At 72.8% G+C, this 15,893-nt stretch carries 9 protein-coding genes and 1 tRNA gene; 2 read left to right on the forward strand and 8 right to left on the reverse strand.

The features are described from left to right. Nucleotides 1–4 precede the first annotated feature (4 nt). The 3 genes from ACFWEG_RS16415 to ACFWEG_RS16425 form a co-directional block, all read right to left on the reverse strand. The gene (locus tag ACFWEG_RS16415; RefSeq protein ID WP_387215185.1) at nucleotides 5–2,068 is read right to left on the reverse strand and encodes an MDR family MFS transporter; all 2,064 of its coding nucleotides are present in this window, start codon (nucleotides 2,066–2,068) and stop codon (nucleotides 5–7) included. A gap of 157 nt (nucleotides 2,069–2,225) precedes the next feature. Then, complete coding sequence (gene cobF, locus ACFWEG_RS16420; RefSeq protein ID WP_387215188.1) at nucleotides 2,226–2,999, reverse strand: precorrin-6A synthase (deacetylating); 774 nt, start codon at nucleotides 2,997–2,999, stop codon at nucleotides 2,226–2,228. 273 nt (nucleotides 3,000–3,272) lie between these two features. Continuing rightward, complete coding sequence (locus tag ACFWEG_RS16425) at nucleotides 3,273–3,758, reverse strand: DUF309 domain-containing protein (RefSeq protein ID WP_387215190.1); 486 nt, start codon at nucleotides 3,756–3,758, stop codon at nucleotides 3,273–3,275. 103 nt (nucleotides 3,759–3,861) lie between these two features. Between ACFWEG_RS16425 and ACFWEG_RS16430 the strand changes: the two genes are divergently transcribed. Next, nucleotides 3,862–3,935 (forward strand) — tRNA-Pro (locus tag ACFWEG_RS16430). Between the two features lie 192 nt (nucleotides 3,936–4,127). Here ACFWEG_RS16430 and ACFWEG_RS16435 read toward each other — a convergent pair. Then, nucleotides 4,128–5,885, reverse strand: a complete 1,758-nt coding sequence (locus ACFWEG_RS16435) for a ThuA domain-containing protein (RefSeq protein ID WP_387215193.1) — start codon at nucleotides 5,883–5,885, stop codon at nucleotides 4,128–4,130. After that, nucleotides 5,882–8,746, reverse strand: coding sequence for a carbohydrate-binding protein (locus ACFWEG_RS16440; protein WP_387215196.1), 2,865 nt, complete (start codon nucleotides 8,744–8,746; stop codon nucleotides 5,882–5,884). Before ACFWEG_RS16440 ends, ACFWEG_RS16435 begins: the two co-directional genes overlap by 4 nt. Nucleotides 8,747–9,252: 506 nt before the next feature. Between ACFWEG_RS16440 and ACFWEG_RS16445 the strand changes: the two genes are divergently transcribed. Next, entirely contained in the window at nucleotides 9,253–11,652 is a 2,400-nt protein-coding gene (locus ACFWEG_RS16445) for a ricin-type beta-trefoil lectin domain protein (protein WP_387215199.1), read from the forward strand. Nucleotides 11,653–11,746: 94 nt separating this feature from the next. Here ACFWEG_RS16445 and ACFWEG_RS16450 read toward each other — a convergent pair whose 3' ends face one another. Genes ACFWEG_RS16450 through ACFWEG_RS16460 form a run of 3 tightly spaced genes read right to left on the reverse strand, consistent with a single transcriptional unit; the run spans nucleotide 11,747 to nucleotide 15,654 of the window. Then, nucleotides 11,747–13,108: an MFS transporter gene (locus ACFWEG_RS16450; RefSeq protein WP_387215203.1), complete on the reverse strand. Its 1,362-nt coding sequence runs from the start codon at nucleotides 13,106–13,108 to the stop codon at nucleotides 11,747–11,749. A 3-nt stretch (nucleotides 13,109–13,111) separates the two neighbouring features. Continuing rightward, a complete protein-coding gene (locus ACFWEG_RS16455) occupies nucleotides 13,112–13,708 on the reverse strand; it encodes a DUF5825 family protein (protein WP_387215206.1) in 597 nt (198 codons plus the stop codon). Next, nucleotides 13,705–15,654, reverse strand: coding sequence for a RiPP maturation radical SAM C-methyltransferase (locus ACFWEG_RS16460; protein ID WP_387215209.1), 1,950 nt, complete (start codon nucleotides 15,652–15,654; stop codon nucleotides 13,705–13,707). The genes ACFWEG_RS16455 and ACFWEG_RS16460 overlap by 4 nt, the downstream gene beginning before the upstream one ends. Nucleotides 15,655–15,893 lie beyond the last annotated feature (239 nt).

Consider the following 15,893-nt stretch of genomic DNA (forward strand, 5'->3'; position numbering starts at 1 on the left):
CCCTTCAGCGCGCCCGGACCGCGTCCGGGGACCCGTGCCCCAGGTCCTCGGCGATGACCCGCTTGGAGATCGCGTCGACCGCCGCCCGCAGCTCGGCGTCCGCGGGCCGGCCGCTGTCCCGCTCCAGCTGGTCGCCGAGCCACGTCGCCCACGACGCGCTGACGGCGTCCGCCTCGCGCCGCCCGGCCGCGGTGTGGGAGAAGTACGTGCCCTCGCGGCTGAGGTAGCCCTCCTCGGTCATCCGGTCGAAGACCGGGACGAGCACCTCCGGCGGCACGTGCCGCTTGGTCGCGATCAGCCCGAGGCTCGCGTAGCCGACGCTCCGGGTGAAGAACTCCACCTGCATCACCGCCCACGCCCCGGCCATGTCCAGCCGGGTGTCGGACCGGTCCACGATCCGGCGCGCCTGGTCCGGGCCGACGTTCCGCAGGATCTTGCCCACCGCCAGCTCCAGGAGCTTGGCGGAGTCCCCGGTGGTCGGCGACGAGAAGCCGTCGCCCAGGTCCGAGGAGCCCGCCCGCACGGTGTCCCGGAGCCTGACCTCCTTGAGGAACAGCGCGATCACGAAGCCGAGCAGGGCGACCGGCACCGTCCACAGGAACACCGTGTGCAGGGTGTCGGCGTAGGCCTGGATGATCGGCTCCGACTGCGCCGGCGGCAGCCCGTGCAGCCCCGTGGGGCTCTGGGCCGCCCGCGAGACCGCCTCCGGGTCCGCGCCCGGCGATGCCGCGACGGCCTCACCGATCCCCTCGGACAGGTTCGGGCCGAGGGAGTTGGCGTAGATGGTCCCGAACACCGCCGTGCCGAACGAGCTGCCGAGGGTCCGGAAGAACGTCACCCCCGACGTCGCCGTCCCGAGGTCCGCGTACGGGACGGTGTTCTGCACCGCGATCGTCAGGACCTGCATGCCGAGGCCGATCCCGGTGCCGAGCACCAGCATGTAGAGCGACTCCAGCCACAGCCCGCTCTCCGGCCCCATCAGCGACAGCAGGAACAGGCCGAGCGCCATCACCAGCGTGCCGAGGATCGGGAAGATCCGGTACCGGCCGGTGCGGCTGACCACCGTGCCGCTGAAGACCGACGCGCCGAGCAGCCCGACGACCATCGGCAGCGTCCGCACCCCCGAGACCGTCGCCGAGTCGCCGTCGACGTACTGCAGGTACGACGGCAGGTACGTCATCGCGCCGAGCATCGCGAAGCCGACGATGAAGCTCAGGACCGAGCACACGGTGAAGACGGGGTTGCCGAACAGCCGCATCGGCAGCATCGGTTCGGCCGCGCGCCGCTCGACGAGGCAGAACAGCACCAGGGCGACCACGCCCGCCGCGAACAGGCCGATGATGACGCCGGAGGTCCACGCGTACTCGTTGCCGCCCCAGCTGGTCGCCAGGATCAGCGCGCTCGCGCCCGCCGCGATCAGGGTGATGCCGAGGTAGTCGACGACCGGCCGCAGCGCGGACCTCACCACCGGGATGTTCCGGGCCGCCGCGATCACGACGACGATCGCGATGGGCACGTTCACGTAGAACGCCCAGCGCCAGCTGAGGTGGTCGGTGAACAGGCCGCCGAGCAGCGGGCCGATCACCGTCGCCATCCCGAAGACCGCGCCGATCGCGCCCTGGTACTTGCCGCGCTCGCGCAGCGGGATGACGTCGGCGATCAGCGCCATCGAGGTGACCATCAGCCCGCCGGCCCCGATGCCCTGCACGGCGCGCCAGGCGATCAGCAGCGTCATGTTCGTCGCCAGGCCGCACAGGAACGAGCCGGTGATGAAGACGATCGCCGAGACCTGGAAGACGACCTTCCGCCCGAAGAGGTCGCCGAACTTGCCCACCAGGGCGGTCGCGACGGTCTCGGCGAGGAGGTAGGCGGTCACCACCCACGACATGTGCGCGGCGCCGCCGAGGTCCGAGACGATCGTCGGCAGCGCGGTCCCGACGATCGTCTGGTCGAGCGCCGCGAGCAGCATCCCGAGCATGATCGTGCCGAAGACGATGTTGCGCGTCCGCCGGTCGAGCACGGGCGGCGCGGACGGGGCCGCGGAGGCGGAGGACGTGGCGGTGGTCATACCGGCCACGCTCACACCGGTACGGCGTACCCGCACGCGGGTACGGTCCGGATCGGTGAGGTGACCGGCGCGCGTCTACGGGCCCGGACGGCGGGGACCGGGCGCCGGGGGCCGGTGGCGGCGCGAGGCGGGTACGCCGGTAGCGAGCGGGTGGCCGTCAGGGCGCTCCGGGGCTCCGCCGCAGCAGGTAGGTGTCCATGATCCAGCCCTTGCGTGCGCGCGCCTCCGCGCGGACCGCGACGATCCGCTCGGCGACCTCGTCGAGCGGGCCGGAGACCAGGACCTCGTCCGCGGAGCCGACGTACGCGCCCCAGTAGATGTGCAGCCCCTGGCCGACCAGCGTGGTGAACGTCTGGTGCGCGTCCAGCATCACCACCACGTCGTCCGCGCCCTCGGGGAAGCCCTCCGCGAGGCGGCGGCCCGTGGTGATCTGCACCGGCCGCCCGACCCGGTTGAGGCCGGTGCGGTGGCGGGCCACCAGGGCCGAGACGCTGCTGACGCCGGGGATCACCTCGTGGTCGAACGCCACCCGGCCGCGGTCGAGGATCTCCTCGAGGATGCCGAGCGTCGAGTCGTAGAGCGAAGGGTCGCCCCAGACCAGGAGGGCGCCCTCGCCGTCCTCGCCCAGCTCGTCGGTGATCATCCGCTCGTAGAGGTCGGCGCGCGCCGTGCGCCAGCCGTCCACGGCCGCGGTGTACGCGGCGACCGTGTCCGGGCGGGCCCGGGCCGGGTCGCGCACCTCGACCAGCCGGTAGGACCCGGGGGGCAGGTGCTCGTCGAGCATGCCGTGCCGCAGGGCGGCCAGGTCGGACTTCTCCTCGCCCTTGCCGACCAGGAAGAAGACCTCCGTGCGCCGCATGGCCTTGACGGCCTGGAGCGTCAGGTGGTCGGGGTCGCCGGCGCCGATGCCTATCACGCGGATCTTTCTCACGGGGGCGAGTCTGCCCCATCGCCTGCGGCGGGCGACCGGGGGCCCTGGGTCGGGTGCGGCGGCGTCGTGCGGCCGTCGGCGGTCGGGGCCGGGGCCCCTGCGACGCCGTGTGCCGACCCCGGGGCAGGGCGTCGCGGGACGTCGTCCCGCTACGTCCGCGGCCCCGGGCGCGGCGCGACGCGTCCTTCGGGTCCGACCGCCGACGGGGCCGGGCGTCCCGCGGGGTCGGCGGCCCGCACGGCCGGCCGGTGTGCCGCGTCCGGTCGCGACCGGCTATGCGGGCGGGCCGGGACTCCGCAGCATGGGGGGCGGCGCGGTCAGGCCGTCCTCGGCGGCACGCGCCGCCTCCTCCGCCCAGCGGAGCAGGCCTGCGACATCCATCCCGTACGGCCCGTCCGCCGCCCGGGGGGCGAGCGCCGCCGCGCCGCGCCGCAGCAGCCGTGCGCCGCCGGTGCGGTTGCCGCGGGCCGCGTGGGTGAGGCCCACGGCGAGCTGGGCGAGGCCCCGCCACAGCTCGCGGTCCTCCGCGCGGCCCGACTTCCAGGCGTCCTCGAACACCTCGTGGGCGTGGAACGGCCGTCCCGCGTCGAGCAGGGCCTGCGCCTCGGCGACGCTCTCCGCCGGCGCCCGCACCACCCCCTCGGGCTGCCGCTCGACGCCCTCGACCCCGTACGGCAGCGGCCGCCCGAGGCCGTCCCTCGGCCGCGCGTTGCGCGCCCGCCCCCGCTCGTCCCGATCCCGCCGTCCGTCCGTGCCCATGCCTCCAGTGTGGCGCGCCGGGCCCTGCGCCGGGCACGGCCCCCGGTGCGGTAGAGTTCCACCTGCGTGAACACACCCGGGCCGAGGCCCGGCGGGACCGCATCGGGACGTGGCGCAGCTTGGTAGCGCACTTGACTGGGGGTCAAGGGGTCGCAGGTTCAAATCCTGTCGTCCCGACTGTACGAAAGTCGCAGCTCAGGGCCGGTATCGGAGAAATCCGACACCGGCCCTGAGACGTTTCATACGTGCGTGCGTGCGCACGGCAACGGCGGGGCGCTTCGGCGTCGCGCCCCGCCGTCGTGTCACCGGCCCGGGGGCCGGTCCCCGTCGTCGCCGCCTCCCGCGGTGACGACGGAGTCAGGGGGCTCGTCAGCCGGCGGGCAGGACCCATTTCTGGTTGGTGCCGCCGACACAGGTCCACAGGTGGAGCTTGGTGCCGTCGGCGGAGGAGACCCCGGCGGCGTCGAGGCACTTGCCGGACTGCGGGTTGCGCAGGGTGCCGTCGGCGTTCGGGGCCCACTTCTGGGCGCCGGTGCCGTTGCACGTCCACAGCTGGATCTTCGTGCCGTCGGCCGAGCCGCCGCCGCTGACGTCCAGGCACTTGCCGAGGGCGCGCACGGTCTGGTCGGTGCCGATCGTCCACTTCTGGGCGCCGGTGCCGTTGCAGGTCCAGAGCTGGATCTGGGTGCCGTCGGCGGTGCCGCTCTGCTGGACGTCGACGCACTTGCCGCCGATGCCGGTGATCTGGCCGACCCGCGGGCCGGGCTGGGTGCCGAGCTCCTTGATGCGGATGTTGCGGAAGGACACGTCGTCACCGGTGCCGTGGTTCTGCAGCCCGATGTGGCCCTGCTGCAGGCTGCGGGCGGGCACGGTGTTGGTGAAGTCGTTGATCTTGCGGCCGTTGAGGAAGAGCTGCAGCCGCTCGCCCTCGACCCGCAGCTCGTAGGTGTTCCACTCGCCGGGCGGGTTCAGGGCCGCGTCGCGGGCGGCGATGTCCGCGGACTTGAAGCCGTAGACGGCCCCGGTGGTGCGGTCCGCGGCGTCGGTGGAGTCGATCTGGATCTCGTAGCCGTTGTTGACGGCCGACCACGGGTCGTCGGAGGCGGGGAAGCCGATGAAGATCCCGGAGTTGTCGTCACCGGCCTGCCGCCAGTCCAGCTTCAGGGAGTACGAGGTGTACTCCTTCGCCTGGTACCAGAGCATGCCGAGGCCGCCCACCGAGGTCAGGGTGTTGTCGGCGTTGGTGAACGAGCCGGGGCCCGCCTGCTTCCAGCCGGTGGTGGAGCCGTTGTAGATCGTGGTGTAGCCGGTCTCCGGGCGGCAGTCGGCGTCCGTCACCTCCGCCGCCCAGCGGATCCCGCCGAGCAGGTGGCGGCGGAAGGCGGCATCCGCGTAGGAGTCCTCGGTGTGGCCGCCGCCGGTGTAGAAGGCGCGGCCGCCGGAGTAGTCCTTGCACCAGGCGATCGGGTGGTCAGCGCCCATGGTGCCCCCGCTGTACGTCGACTCGTCGAGCGAGGCGAGGATCTTGGCGGAGGAGCGCGGGTTGGTGCGGTAGTCGTACCACTCGTCGGTGCGCTGCCAGTTCGGGCCCAGGTGCGCGGTGGCGTCGTGGGCGCGGTCCTCGACCTTGACGGTGGCCGGCTGGATCGCCGGGTGGGACTTGAACAGCGCGCCGGCCAGGCCGTTGTACCAGGCCCAGTCGTACTCGGTGTCGGCCGCCGCGTGGATGCCGACGTAGCCGCCGCCGGCGCCCATGTAGCCCTCGAAGGCGGTCTGCTGGGCGGCGTTGAGGACGTCGCCGGTGGTGGAGAGGAAGACGACGGCCTCGTACTGGGCGAGGTTGCCGGCGGTGAAGGCGGCGGCGTCCTCGGTCGCGGTGACGGTGAAGTTGTTCGCCGTGCCCAGGGCGCGGAGCGCGGCGACGCCCTCGTCGATGGAGGAGTGGCGGAAGCCGGCCGTCTTGGAGAAGACCAGCACGTCGTAGGCGGGGTCGGCCGCGGCCGCCGCCGGGCGGGCGGGGGCCTGGGCGCGGGGTTCGGCGGCGGTGGAGACCGCGGCGGGCAGGGAGGCGGCGGCCAGCAGGCCGGTGGCGGCCCAGCAGGCGAGGCGCCCGAGTCGTCGGCTCATGGCAGGATCCACTTCTGGTTGGCGCCGGAGGAGCAGGTCCACAGGTGGAGCTTGGTGCCGTCGGCGGTGGCTCCGCCGGCCGCGTCCAGACACTTGCCCGTCGCGGGGTTGCGCAGGGTTCCGTCGGCCTGGGGGGCCCAGTTCTGAGCCCCGGTGCCGTTGCAGGTCCACAGCTGGATCTTGGTGCCGTCGGCCGAGGCGCCCCCGCTGATGTCGAGGCACTTGCCGAGGGCGCGCACGGTCTGGCCGGTGCCCACCGTCCACTGCTGGGCCGTGCTCTGGTTGCAGGTGTAGAGCTGGATCTGGGTGCCGTCGGCGGTCCCGCCGCCCTGGACGTCGACGCACTTGCCGCCGACGCCGGTGATCGGCCCGGTGCGGGGGCCGGTCGTGGTGCCGGTGGTGAAGGTGTAGTCGTCGATGTCGAACAGCGAGCCGGTGCCGCCCTTGGCGACCAGGTAGAGCGTGGTGGTGCCGGCCGGCTGGTTGGTCAGGTTGGCCGAGACGTTCTGGAAGGTCTCCCAGCCGCCGGTGGACGGGACGGTCGCCGAGCCCAGCAGGGTGCCGGTCGGGGAGCCGGCCCGCACCTCCAGCGTGCCGCCGCTCGTGTTGGAGGCGACCCGTGCGGTGATCTTCGTGGCGTTGGCGAGGACGTACGGCGTGAACGAGATCCAGTCGCCGTTGTCGATGTAGCCGACGGCCTTGCCGCCGTTGGCCGCCGTCTTGTCGACGACCTGGATGCCGGCGGAGCCGCCGAAGTGCTCGGCCTGGCGCTTGCTGCCCTGGCTGACGTTCTGGTCGTGGGTGGTCAGCGGGGCCTGCCCGTTCGCGCCCTTGTCGGTGTACTCCGCGTCCCAGACGCCGAAGATGTTGGCGTTGGGGTCGTGCTCGCCGTCGGCGATGGTCTGCACGGTTCCGGAGCAGCCGGTCGCGGAGGTCTGCGGGTGGCCGTGGCTGTCGTGGCCGATGACGAAGGTGACCTTGACCTTGGAGCAGTCGATCGTGCCGTCCTCGGGGTCGGTGACCTTCACCCGGAACGGGACGGCCGCGCCCGGGTCGATGATCGAGCCGTCGACGGGCAGTTCGAGCGTCACGGTCGGGGCGGTGTTGCCGACGGTGACGATCACGGAGGCGGTCGCGGTGTTGCCGGTGCCGTCGGAGACGGTCAGCTCGGCGGTGTAGCGGCCGTTGGCGGTGTAGGTGTGCGAGGGGTTCGCGGCGGTGGAGGTGCCGCCGTCGCCGAACTTCCAGGCGTAGGTGAGCGGGTCGCCGTCGGGGTCGGAGCTGCCGGCGGAGGAGAAGGAGACCGCGAGCGGTGCGGTGCCCGAGGTGCGGTTCGCCGCGGCCTTCGCGAGCGGGGCGCGCCCGCCGCCGGAGACGTACTCGATGCGGTAGACGGCGCTGTTGGCGTCGCCGTTGAAGTAGCCGGTGCCGTAGTCGAGGACGTAGAGCGCGCCGTCGGGGCCGAAGGCGGAGTCCATGACCTGGGTGCCCGTCCAGGGGAACGCGTTGATCGACTGGACTGTGCCGTCGGTGCCCTGCACGATCCGCTTGATCCACCGGCGGCCGAACTCGCCGGCGAAGTAGTTGCCGTCGTAGGACTGCGGGAACTTCACGGTCGACGTCGAGGACGCGTTGTACCGGTAGACCGGGCCGCCCATCGGGGACTCCGAGCCGCTGCCGAACTCCGGTACGGAGCCGCCGTCGTAGGGGATCCAGGCGGGCTGGGCGGCGGGCAGGTCGGTGAGGCCGGTGTTGTTGGGCGAGGTGTTCTTCGGTGCGGCGCAGGAGAACGCCGCACCGGACGTCGAGGTCGCGAAGTTGTAGTCCACGTAAGCGAGGTTCTTGCCCACGCAGTAGGGCCAGCCGTAGTTGCCGGCCTTGGTGATCCGGTTGAACTCCACCTGCCCGGACGGGCCGCGGGTGGCGCTCGCGGTGCCCGCGTCGGGGCCGTAGTCGCCGAGGTAGACGATGCCGGTGGGCTTGTCGACGGACATCCGGAACGGGTTGCGGAAGCCCATCGCGTAGATCTCGGGCCGGGTCTTCGCCGTGCCGGGCGCGAACAGGTTGCCCGACGGGATCGAGTACGTGGCGTCGGCGTTGACCTTGATGCGCAGGACCTTGCCGCGCAGGTCGTTGGTGTTGCCCGACGAACGCTGCGCGTCGTAGGCGGGGTTGCGGTTCGCGCGCTCGTCGATGGGCGTGTAGCCGTCGGAGGCGAACGGGTTGGAGTCGTCGCCGGTGCTCAGGTAGAGGTTCCCGGCCGCGTCGAAGTCGATGTCGCCGCCGACGTGGCAGCACAGGCCGCGGCTGGCGGGGACGTCGAGGACCTTCTTCTCGGAGGCCAGGTCGAGGGTGTTGTCCGTCTTCAGGACGAACCGGGAGAGCCGGTTGACGCCGTTGAAGGGGGCGAAGTCGGCGGCCGTGCCGGTCGCGGGGGCGTCACCGGCCGGAGTGGTCAACTTCGGTGCGTAGTAAAGGTATACGAAGCGGTTGGTGGTGAAGCCGGGGTCGACGCCGATGCCCTGGAGGCCCTCCTCGTCGTGCGAGTAGACGTCGAGCTTGCCCGCCACGGCTGTGGTGCCGGCGGCGTCCGTGCGGCGCAGCGTGCCGTCGCGCGCGGTGTGCAGGACGGACCGGTCCGGCAGCACGGCCAGCGTCATGGGCTCACCGGTCTCGGCCACCCCTTTGGCGAGGGTGACCTGCTGGAACTCGTCCGCGGCGGCCACCGGGGCGGGCGCCGCCGGCGGCGCCGCCTCGGCCACGTCGATCAGCGAGTACTGAGCGGTGAGGCCGCCCGCGGCGGCCAGGACGGCGCAGGCGAGCGCCGCCAGAGGTCTGGTGATTCTCCTGAGCACGCGCATCCTCCGTGTGGAGACGGGGTGGGGGTGGTGCACAGGCGCGCGCCGCCGCGCCGGGGGGAGGCCGGGTGCCCCGAGGAGGAGGGGGAGGTGGGACGCCCGACCCTTGTTGTCCGGTACAGGTCAGGAAGGTAATGGCTTTTTCACCCGCCAGAAACCCTTTTGACGCGTCGGCTCTCAACTTTCTCCAGCGGCCGGACAAAGCGGCCGCCCGCGGCACCCCGCCGCCTCCCGCGGTCGCGGGAGGGCTCCGGTGATCCGCCAACTCCCGCAAGCGGAGGGGGATATGGAAGCTCGGCGAACTTTCCACACAGCGGTGACAAAGTATGGACGCCCTCGGGAGAAGTCCCTACTGTGTCCGTCCGGGACGGTACGCACGCCGTGTGTCACCGTCCGCGACTCTCCGTGTCCGGGACGACGGCGCGCTCCGGCGGCGGTGGATCTTCCACTTCGTTCGACGGTGCTCCCTGCCTCCGGGGAGCCGACAGGAGGTCCTCGTGTACAGACGGATGTCCCTTCAACGCCGCGGCAGACGCCTGGCCGGCGCCTTCGCCGCGACCCTGCTGGCCGTCGGGCTGGCCGGCCCGGACGCCGCCGCCGCGCCGCGGTCCGCGCCCGGGGCCGCCGCCCTCCCGCCGCAGACGCCCGGTGTTACGCTCCGCGTCTTCGACGTCCAGGTCCCGCTCGACGAGATCTGCGACCTCAAGCCCGGGCAGACGCCGAACGTAGACAAGCTGATGCCGGTCATCGACTACTCGACGGACGCGGCCTTCGGCTTCTCCGAGAACTTCGTCTCGCAGACCATCGCGAACCTGAACGTCACCACGGCCGGCAGCCACACCTTCCGGCTCACCAGCGACGACGGCTCCCGGCTGCTCGTCGACGACAAGGTCGTCATCGACCACGACGGGCTGCACGGCGCCGAGCCCAAGGACGGCACCGTCACCCTGACCGCGGGCTACCACTCCGTGCGCATCGACCACTTCGAGCGCGGCGGCGGCCAGCAGGTCACCCTCGCCTGGAAGCCGCCGGCCGCGTCCGCCTTCGTCACCGTCCCCAACTCCGTGCTCAGCACGGACGCCGACGTCGTGCGCGTCACCTCGCCCGGCCGCAAGGAGTGCGAGGGCGTCGCCGACACCCCGGGCGACGGGCTGCCGCTGACCGGCGTGCACCCGAACTACACCCTCACCAACCTCCGCCCGCCCGGCTTCCAGCCGCAGGTCTCCGCGATGGACTGGCTGCCCGACGGCCGGCTCGCCATCACCACCTGGGGCGGCACGGACAACTCGACCGGCGAGGTGTACCTGCTGAGCAACGTCACCGGCGCCACCTCGCCGGACAAGGTCACGTACAAGAAGATCGCCTCCGGTCTCAAGGAGCCGATGGGCATCAAGTACGTCGACGGCAAGCTGTACGTGTCGCAGAAGCACGAGCTGACCGAGCTGAACGACACCAACGGCGACGAGGTCACCGACACCTACCGCAAGGTCGCCACCTGGCCGTTCGGCAACAACTTCCACGAGTTCGCCTTCGGCCTGCTCTACAAGGAGGGCTTCTTCTACCTGAACCTCTCCGTCTCGATCAACTACGGCGGGGCGACCACCGACCCGCAGCCCGCGCCGAACCGCGGCACCACCATCAAGATCAACAAGGCGACGGGCGCGATCAGTTACGTCGCCGGCGGGCTGCGCACGCCCAACGGCATCGGCTGGGGCCCCGACGGCGACATCTTCGTCACCGACAACCAGGGCGGCTGGCTGCCCTCCTCCAAACTGCTCCACGTCAAGCAGGGGCGGTTCTTCAACCACTACATGAACCCCAAGGGCCCCTTCGACGGCAACCCGGTCACCAAGCCCGTCCTGTGGCTCCCGCAGAACGAGATCGCCAACTCGCCCAGCACACCCCTGCAGTTGACGACCGGCCCGTTCGCCGGGCAGATGCTGTTCGGTGACGTGACCTACGGCGGCGTCCAGCGGGCGTACCTGGAGAAGGTCGGCGGCGAGTACCAGGGCGCGGTCTTCCGGCTCACCCAGGGCCTGGAGATGGGCGTGCTGCGCATCAGCGTCGGCCCCGACGGCGCGCTCTACGCCGGCGGACTCGGCGCGGGCGGCAACTGGGGGCAGGCCGGCAAGCTGCAGTACGGCCTGCAGAAGCTGACCCCGAACGGCACCAACGCCTTCGACATCAAGGCCATGCGCGCCACCGCCACCGGTTTCGCCTTCGAGTACACCCAGCCGGTCTCGACCGAGACGGCGACCGGCCTGGCGGCGCGCTACAAGATCAAGCAGTGGCGGTACGCGCCGACCGCCGCCTACGGCGGGCCCAAGCTGAACGAGGAGACGCTCACCGCCACGGGTGCCACCCTCTCCGCCGACCGCAAGACCGTCACCCTCACCGTCCCGGGTCTCAAGTCCGACCGGGTGGTCCACGTCCGCTCGGCCCGCCCGTTCAGCGACACCTCCGGCAAGCAGCTGTGGTCCACCGAGGCCTGGTACACCCTGAACCAGATCCCCGGCCAGACCACCCGGGCGGGGGAGATCAAGGGCGTCAACGGCAAGTGCCTCGACGTGGACAACAGCGGCACCGCCGACGGCACCAAGATCCAGATCTGGACCTGCAACGGCACCGCCGCGCAGTACTGGTCCCTCCCCGGCGACGACACCGTCCGCGTTCTGGGCAAGTGCCTGGACGTCTCGGGCGGTGGGACCGCGGACGGCACCAAGGTGCAGCTGTGGAACTGCAACGGGACCGGGTCCCAGAAGTGGCAGGCCCAGGCCGACGGCACCGTGCGCAACCCGCAGTCGGGGAAGTGCCTGGACGCCTCGGGAGGGGTCTGGAACGACGGGACCGCGGTCCATCTGTGGACCTGCGTCGCGGGGGCCGCGAACCAGAAGTGGGTGCTGCCCTGAGATGAGGTGATCCGCGCGTGCAGCGGGGCGGGGGCCGGGCGTACGCGTCCGGCCCCCGCTCGGGGCGTACGTGCGGCCCCCGCTCGGGGCGTTCTCAGGGCCGGCGGTCGCTCCCGGGCCGGCGGCCGCTGCCTGGCCGAGGGTCGTCGCCGGGCCGGCCGTCGTGCTCCGGCCGGCGGTCGTGCTCAGGCCGGCGGTCGGCCGGACAGGGCGTCGAGGGGGCCGGGCCCCCGGCCGGGGCCCACAGCGCCGCCGCCGACAGGAGGGTCACGGTCGCCGCGCCCAGCAGAACCGGGACGCTCCCGAGCCAGGCGGCCGCCGCGCCGCCCGCCAGCGCCCCCACCGGCACCGTGGTGAGCAGGGTCGCCTGCACGGATCCGGCCACCCGGCCCTGCATCCCCGCCGGGGTGACCGACTGCTGGACGGTGGTCACCGCGATCATCCACACCGTGCCGAACAGGCCGTACCCGACCTGGTAGGCGAGCAGCACGGCGAAGGGCAGGCCGAGCGCGGCCGCCGGGAGCAGGAAGACGGCGGCCCCGGCCACCACCCCGCAGATCCGGACGGCCCGCCACAGCCCGGCGGCGCGGGTGAGGCGCCCGGCAAGGAGCGCGGCGAGCAGGGTGGCGGCGCTGAGGACGGCGTAGGTGACGCCCAGCTGCCACGGGTCGAGCCCGAGGTCGTCGCTCGCGTAGAAGACGTACAGCGCCGCGGCGGCGCCGCTGCCGAGGTTGAGGCCGGCTCCGGCGAGGACCAGCAGGCGCAGTCGGGGCTCGGAGCGGATCACCCCGAGCCCGGCGGTGAGCAGCCCGCCCGTCTCCCGGGCCGAACTCGCGGACCGCGCACGGGTGTTGAGCGCCGCGGGCAGGCCCAGGACGAACAGTGCCTCGACGGCGTAGGCGGCGCTTCCCGCCAGCAGCGCCGCGTCGGTGCCGAGCAGGCCGACGACCACCCCGCCGAGCGCGGGTCCGCCGACCAGGCCGCTGGTCCGCGCGGCCGTCAGCGCGGAGTTCGCGCCGAGCAGCCGCTCGGGGGCGACGACACGGGGGAGCGCCGCCTGCAGAGCGACGGACAGGGTGAAGGTCAGGGTGCCGGAGACGACGGCGACCGCGTACAGGTGCGGGCGCGAGACGCCGCCCAGGGCCCCGGCGAGGGGCACGGAGCCGACGACGACCGCCTGCAGCGCCGTCAGCCGCCCGAGCAGCCGGCGCAGGGGCACCCGGTCGACCAGGGCCCCGGCGAGCGGGCTCAGCACGGCCCCCGGCAGGTACGTCAGCGCGAGGAGCGCGGCCGCGCCGAAGGGGCCCGCGTCCAGGCCGGTCACCGCGAGCAGCGCGAGCGCGAGGGTCGTGATCTGCCGCCCGACCGAACCGGCCGCCTGCTCGCCGCACAGCAGCAGGAAGGGGCGGTGGCGGTGCAGGGGGAGCGGGACGGCGGGGTCTCCTGCCGCGGCCAACCCTCAGATCCTCGTGCAGGGCACGGGCCAGCGCCGCATCCGGGGTGGCAGCGCCACCGTCCACCCGTCCACGACCAGCGCGAGGCGCTCGGCGGCGAGCAGCGCGACGGCCTCCTGGTGCACCTCGGTCAGGGCGTCCAGCGGGGTGGGGGTCTGCACGATGTCGAAGGCCGCGAGCAGGTCCGGGTGGTCCAGGGTGAAGCGCGCGGAGGCGGGGCGCGTCCTGCGGTCCATCACGGTGACGAAGCCCGGGCCGCGGCGGTGGTACAGCATGCCGTGGGGGAACTGGGCGTGGGAGGCACGCCACCGGGCGACCTCCGCCGCCTCGTCCGGCCGTTCCTCAGGGGGCTGGAGGTGGTGCAGCAGCCCCAGATCGAGGAGGGCGGGGCCCGGGGGTGTGCCGGGGTCCGGGGGTGTGCCGGCGTCTCGGGGTGTGACGGGGGCCGTCCGCCAGGACGGGCGGAGGCCCTGGGTCTGGCAGTCGCGCAGGAACCGCACCTCCAGGGCCGTTGCGGGCCCCGTCCCGTCGAGGCGGAGGGGCTGCTCGACATGGACGCGGCGGCCGGTGATCCGGTGGGGGATCCCCGTGTCCAGGGTCATCCGGCCACCGCCCGGTCGGCCGCCCCCGGCGGGAGGGCCGTCTCGGCCTCCTCGTCGATGCGGATCGGGACCTCCCACGTCGGTAGGGCGACGTACGTCCGGCCGTCACGGAAGAGCAGGCCGAGCGAGTGGGCCTCGCGCACCCATGCGCCGACCTCGTCCGCGGTGACCTCGTGTCCGGCGGCGGTGAGCCGGCGGTGCAGGGCGGGTTCGGTGCGGCCGTCCTCCAGCCCTACGAGCGCCGCGGCCCGCCAGCCGGTGAGGTGGTGGGTGCGGCGGGGCCAGCCCTGCCGGCGGTCGTCGACGACCAGCGTCGCCTCCTCGCCGCTCCGGGGCTGCCCGGCCTCCCCGGGCTCCCGCATCTCCCCGGGCTCCCGCGGCGACCACTCCATCACCAGGCTGGACGCGGCGTGCCCCGCCCGCCAGGCCGCGATCGCCCGCTGCAGCCGTCCGGCGACCACGTCGTCGACGCCCGCGTCCTCGGTCGCGAACAGGTAGACCAGGTCAGTCAGTTCGGACTCCGGCAGCTCGTACACGTGGCCGTACATGTCCGCGGGCCGCCGCTTGCCGAAGCCGAGCGCCGGATCGGTGAAGTTCGGGCTGAAGCGCTCCAGTTGGATGCGGTGCGCGCCGCCGGGCGGCTGGAGGTGGACCAGGGCCGGGAGTTGCTCGACCACCGGCGCGTAGTCCTCGGCCAGTTCGCCGGGGAACCCGAACAGGTAGTTCCAGGTGCAGGTCACCGACGCGTTCTCGAACTCCCGCAGCGTGCGGACGTTGCGCGCGCCGCTGACGCCCTTGTCCATCAGGTCCAGGACCCGCTTGCTGAGGCTCTCGATGCCCGGCTGCACGAGCACCGCGCCGGCCCGGCTCAGCATGCGGATCTGCTCCCGGTTCAGGTTCGACTTCACCTCGTAGTGCATCCGCAGGTCCCACCCGCTGTCGGCGGCCAGCGGAAGGAAGTCCTTGAAGTAGGCCATGTCGATGATGTTGTCGACGGTCACCACGTCGAGGATCCGGTGGCGGCGCACCAGGTGGTCGATCTCGCTCCACAGCTGCCCGCCGGACTTCGCCCGGAACGCCATGGACGAGCCGTTCAGCCCGCAGAACGTGCAGTGGTGCTTCTCGCCCCACCAGCAGCCGCGCGCCCCCTCCACCACCAGCTTCGGGTACACGAACTCCTGCACCGGGGAGGCGTCCAGCGCGGCCTGCCACTGGTCGTAGTCCGGCGACGGGATGTCGGCGGGCGCGACCGTGCGGCGGGACTCGGTGTTCGCCCGGGACGTCGTCCCGTCCCACCAGCACAGCCCGGGCACGTCGGCGGGCGCGGTGCCGGCGTCCAGGTGGGCGAGCAGGGCGGGGAGGGCGTACTCGCCCTCGCCGCGGACGACGAGGTCGACGAAGGGGTGGTTGCGGTGCAGGGCGTGCCCCATCGGGCCGTCGCAGTTGCTGCCGCCGAACACGACGACCACGTCCGGGCGCCGGCGCTTCAGCTCGGCGGCCAGGGCGAGGGAGGGCACGTTCTGCATGAACGTGCTGGTGAACCCGACGACGTCGGGCTCCTGGGCGAGCACCTCCGCCGCGCACTCCTCGACGAACGCCGCCGCGTGCGGGCGCATGGCCGAGGCGACCCGGATGTCGAGGCCGCGGCCCGCCGCGTACTCCCGCAGTCGGGCGACGCCCCAGGACTCGTCGCCGTACAGCGCACCGGAGAACACCCAGTCGCCGAGCCCGTCGAAGATCGAGTCGCTGCCGATCGCCTCGTAGTCACCGGGCCGCAGCCGACCGCCGCTGCGGTCGAGCAGGAACTCCGCCCAGCGCAGGGAGCCGTGGTACTCGCTGACCTCGTCGTCGGGGCGGGTCCTCGTCAACAGGGAGTGCAGCAGACCCACTTGCAGGGACGGCAGGTCGATGGGGTGCCAGGGCATGGTCACCAGCGATACGCGCATGCGGTCAGCGGCTCGGGGGCCGCTTCTCCATCACGGCGGGTCGGCGGTTGGTGCGTTCCTCTTCTCGGATCACGACTTTCTTGATCTCCATGGCCGCCCCGATCGATGTCAGATGTCCCGGTGGTCCCGAACGTGCGTGCTCGGCACGCCAGTTCACCCTAGGTGTCCCGCGTACCGGGCGGGAGGCGATTTCCGGTCACGGGCGGGGCCGTCACCGCCGTGTGCGTACGGCGGTGACG

Source organism: Streptomyces sp. NPDC060194 (assembly GCF_042728285.1).
Classification (GTDB): Bacteria; Actinomycetota; Actinomycetes; order Streptomycetales; family Streptomycetaceae; genus Streptomyces.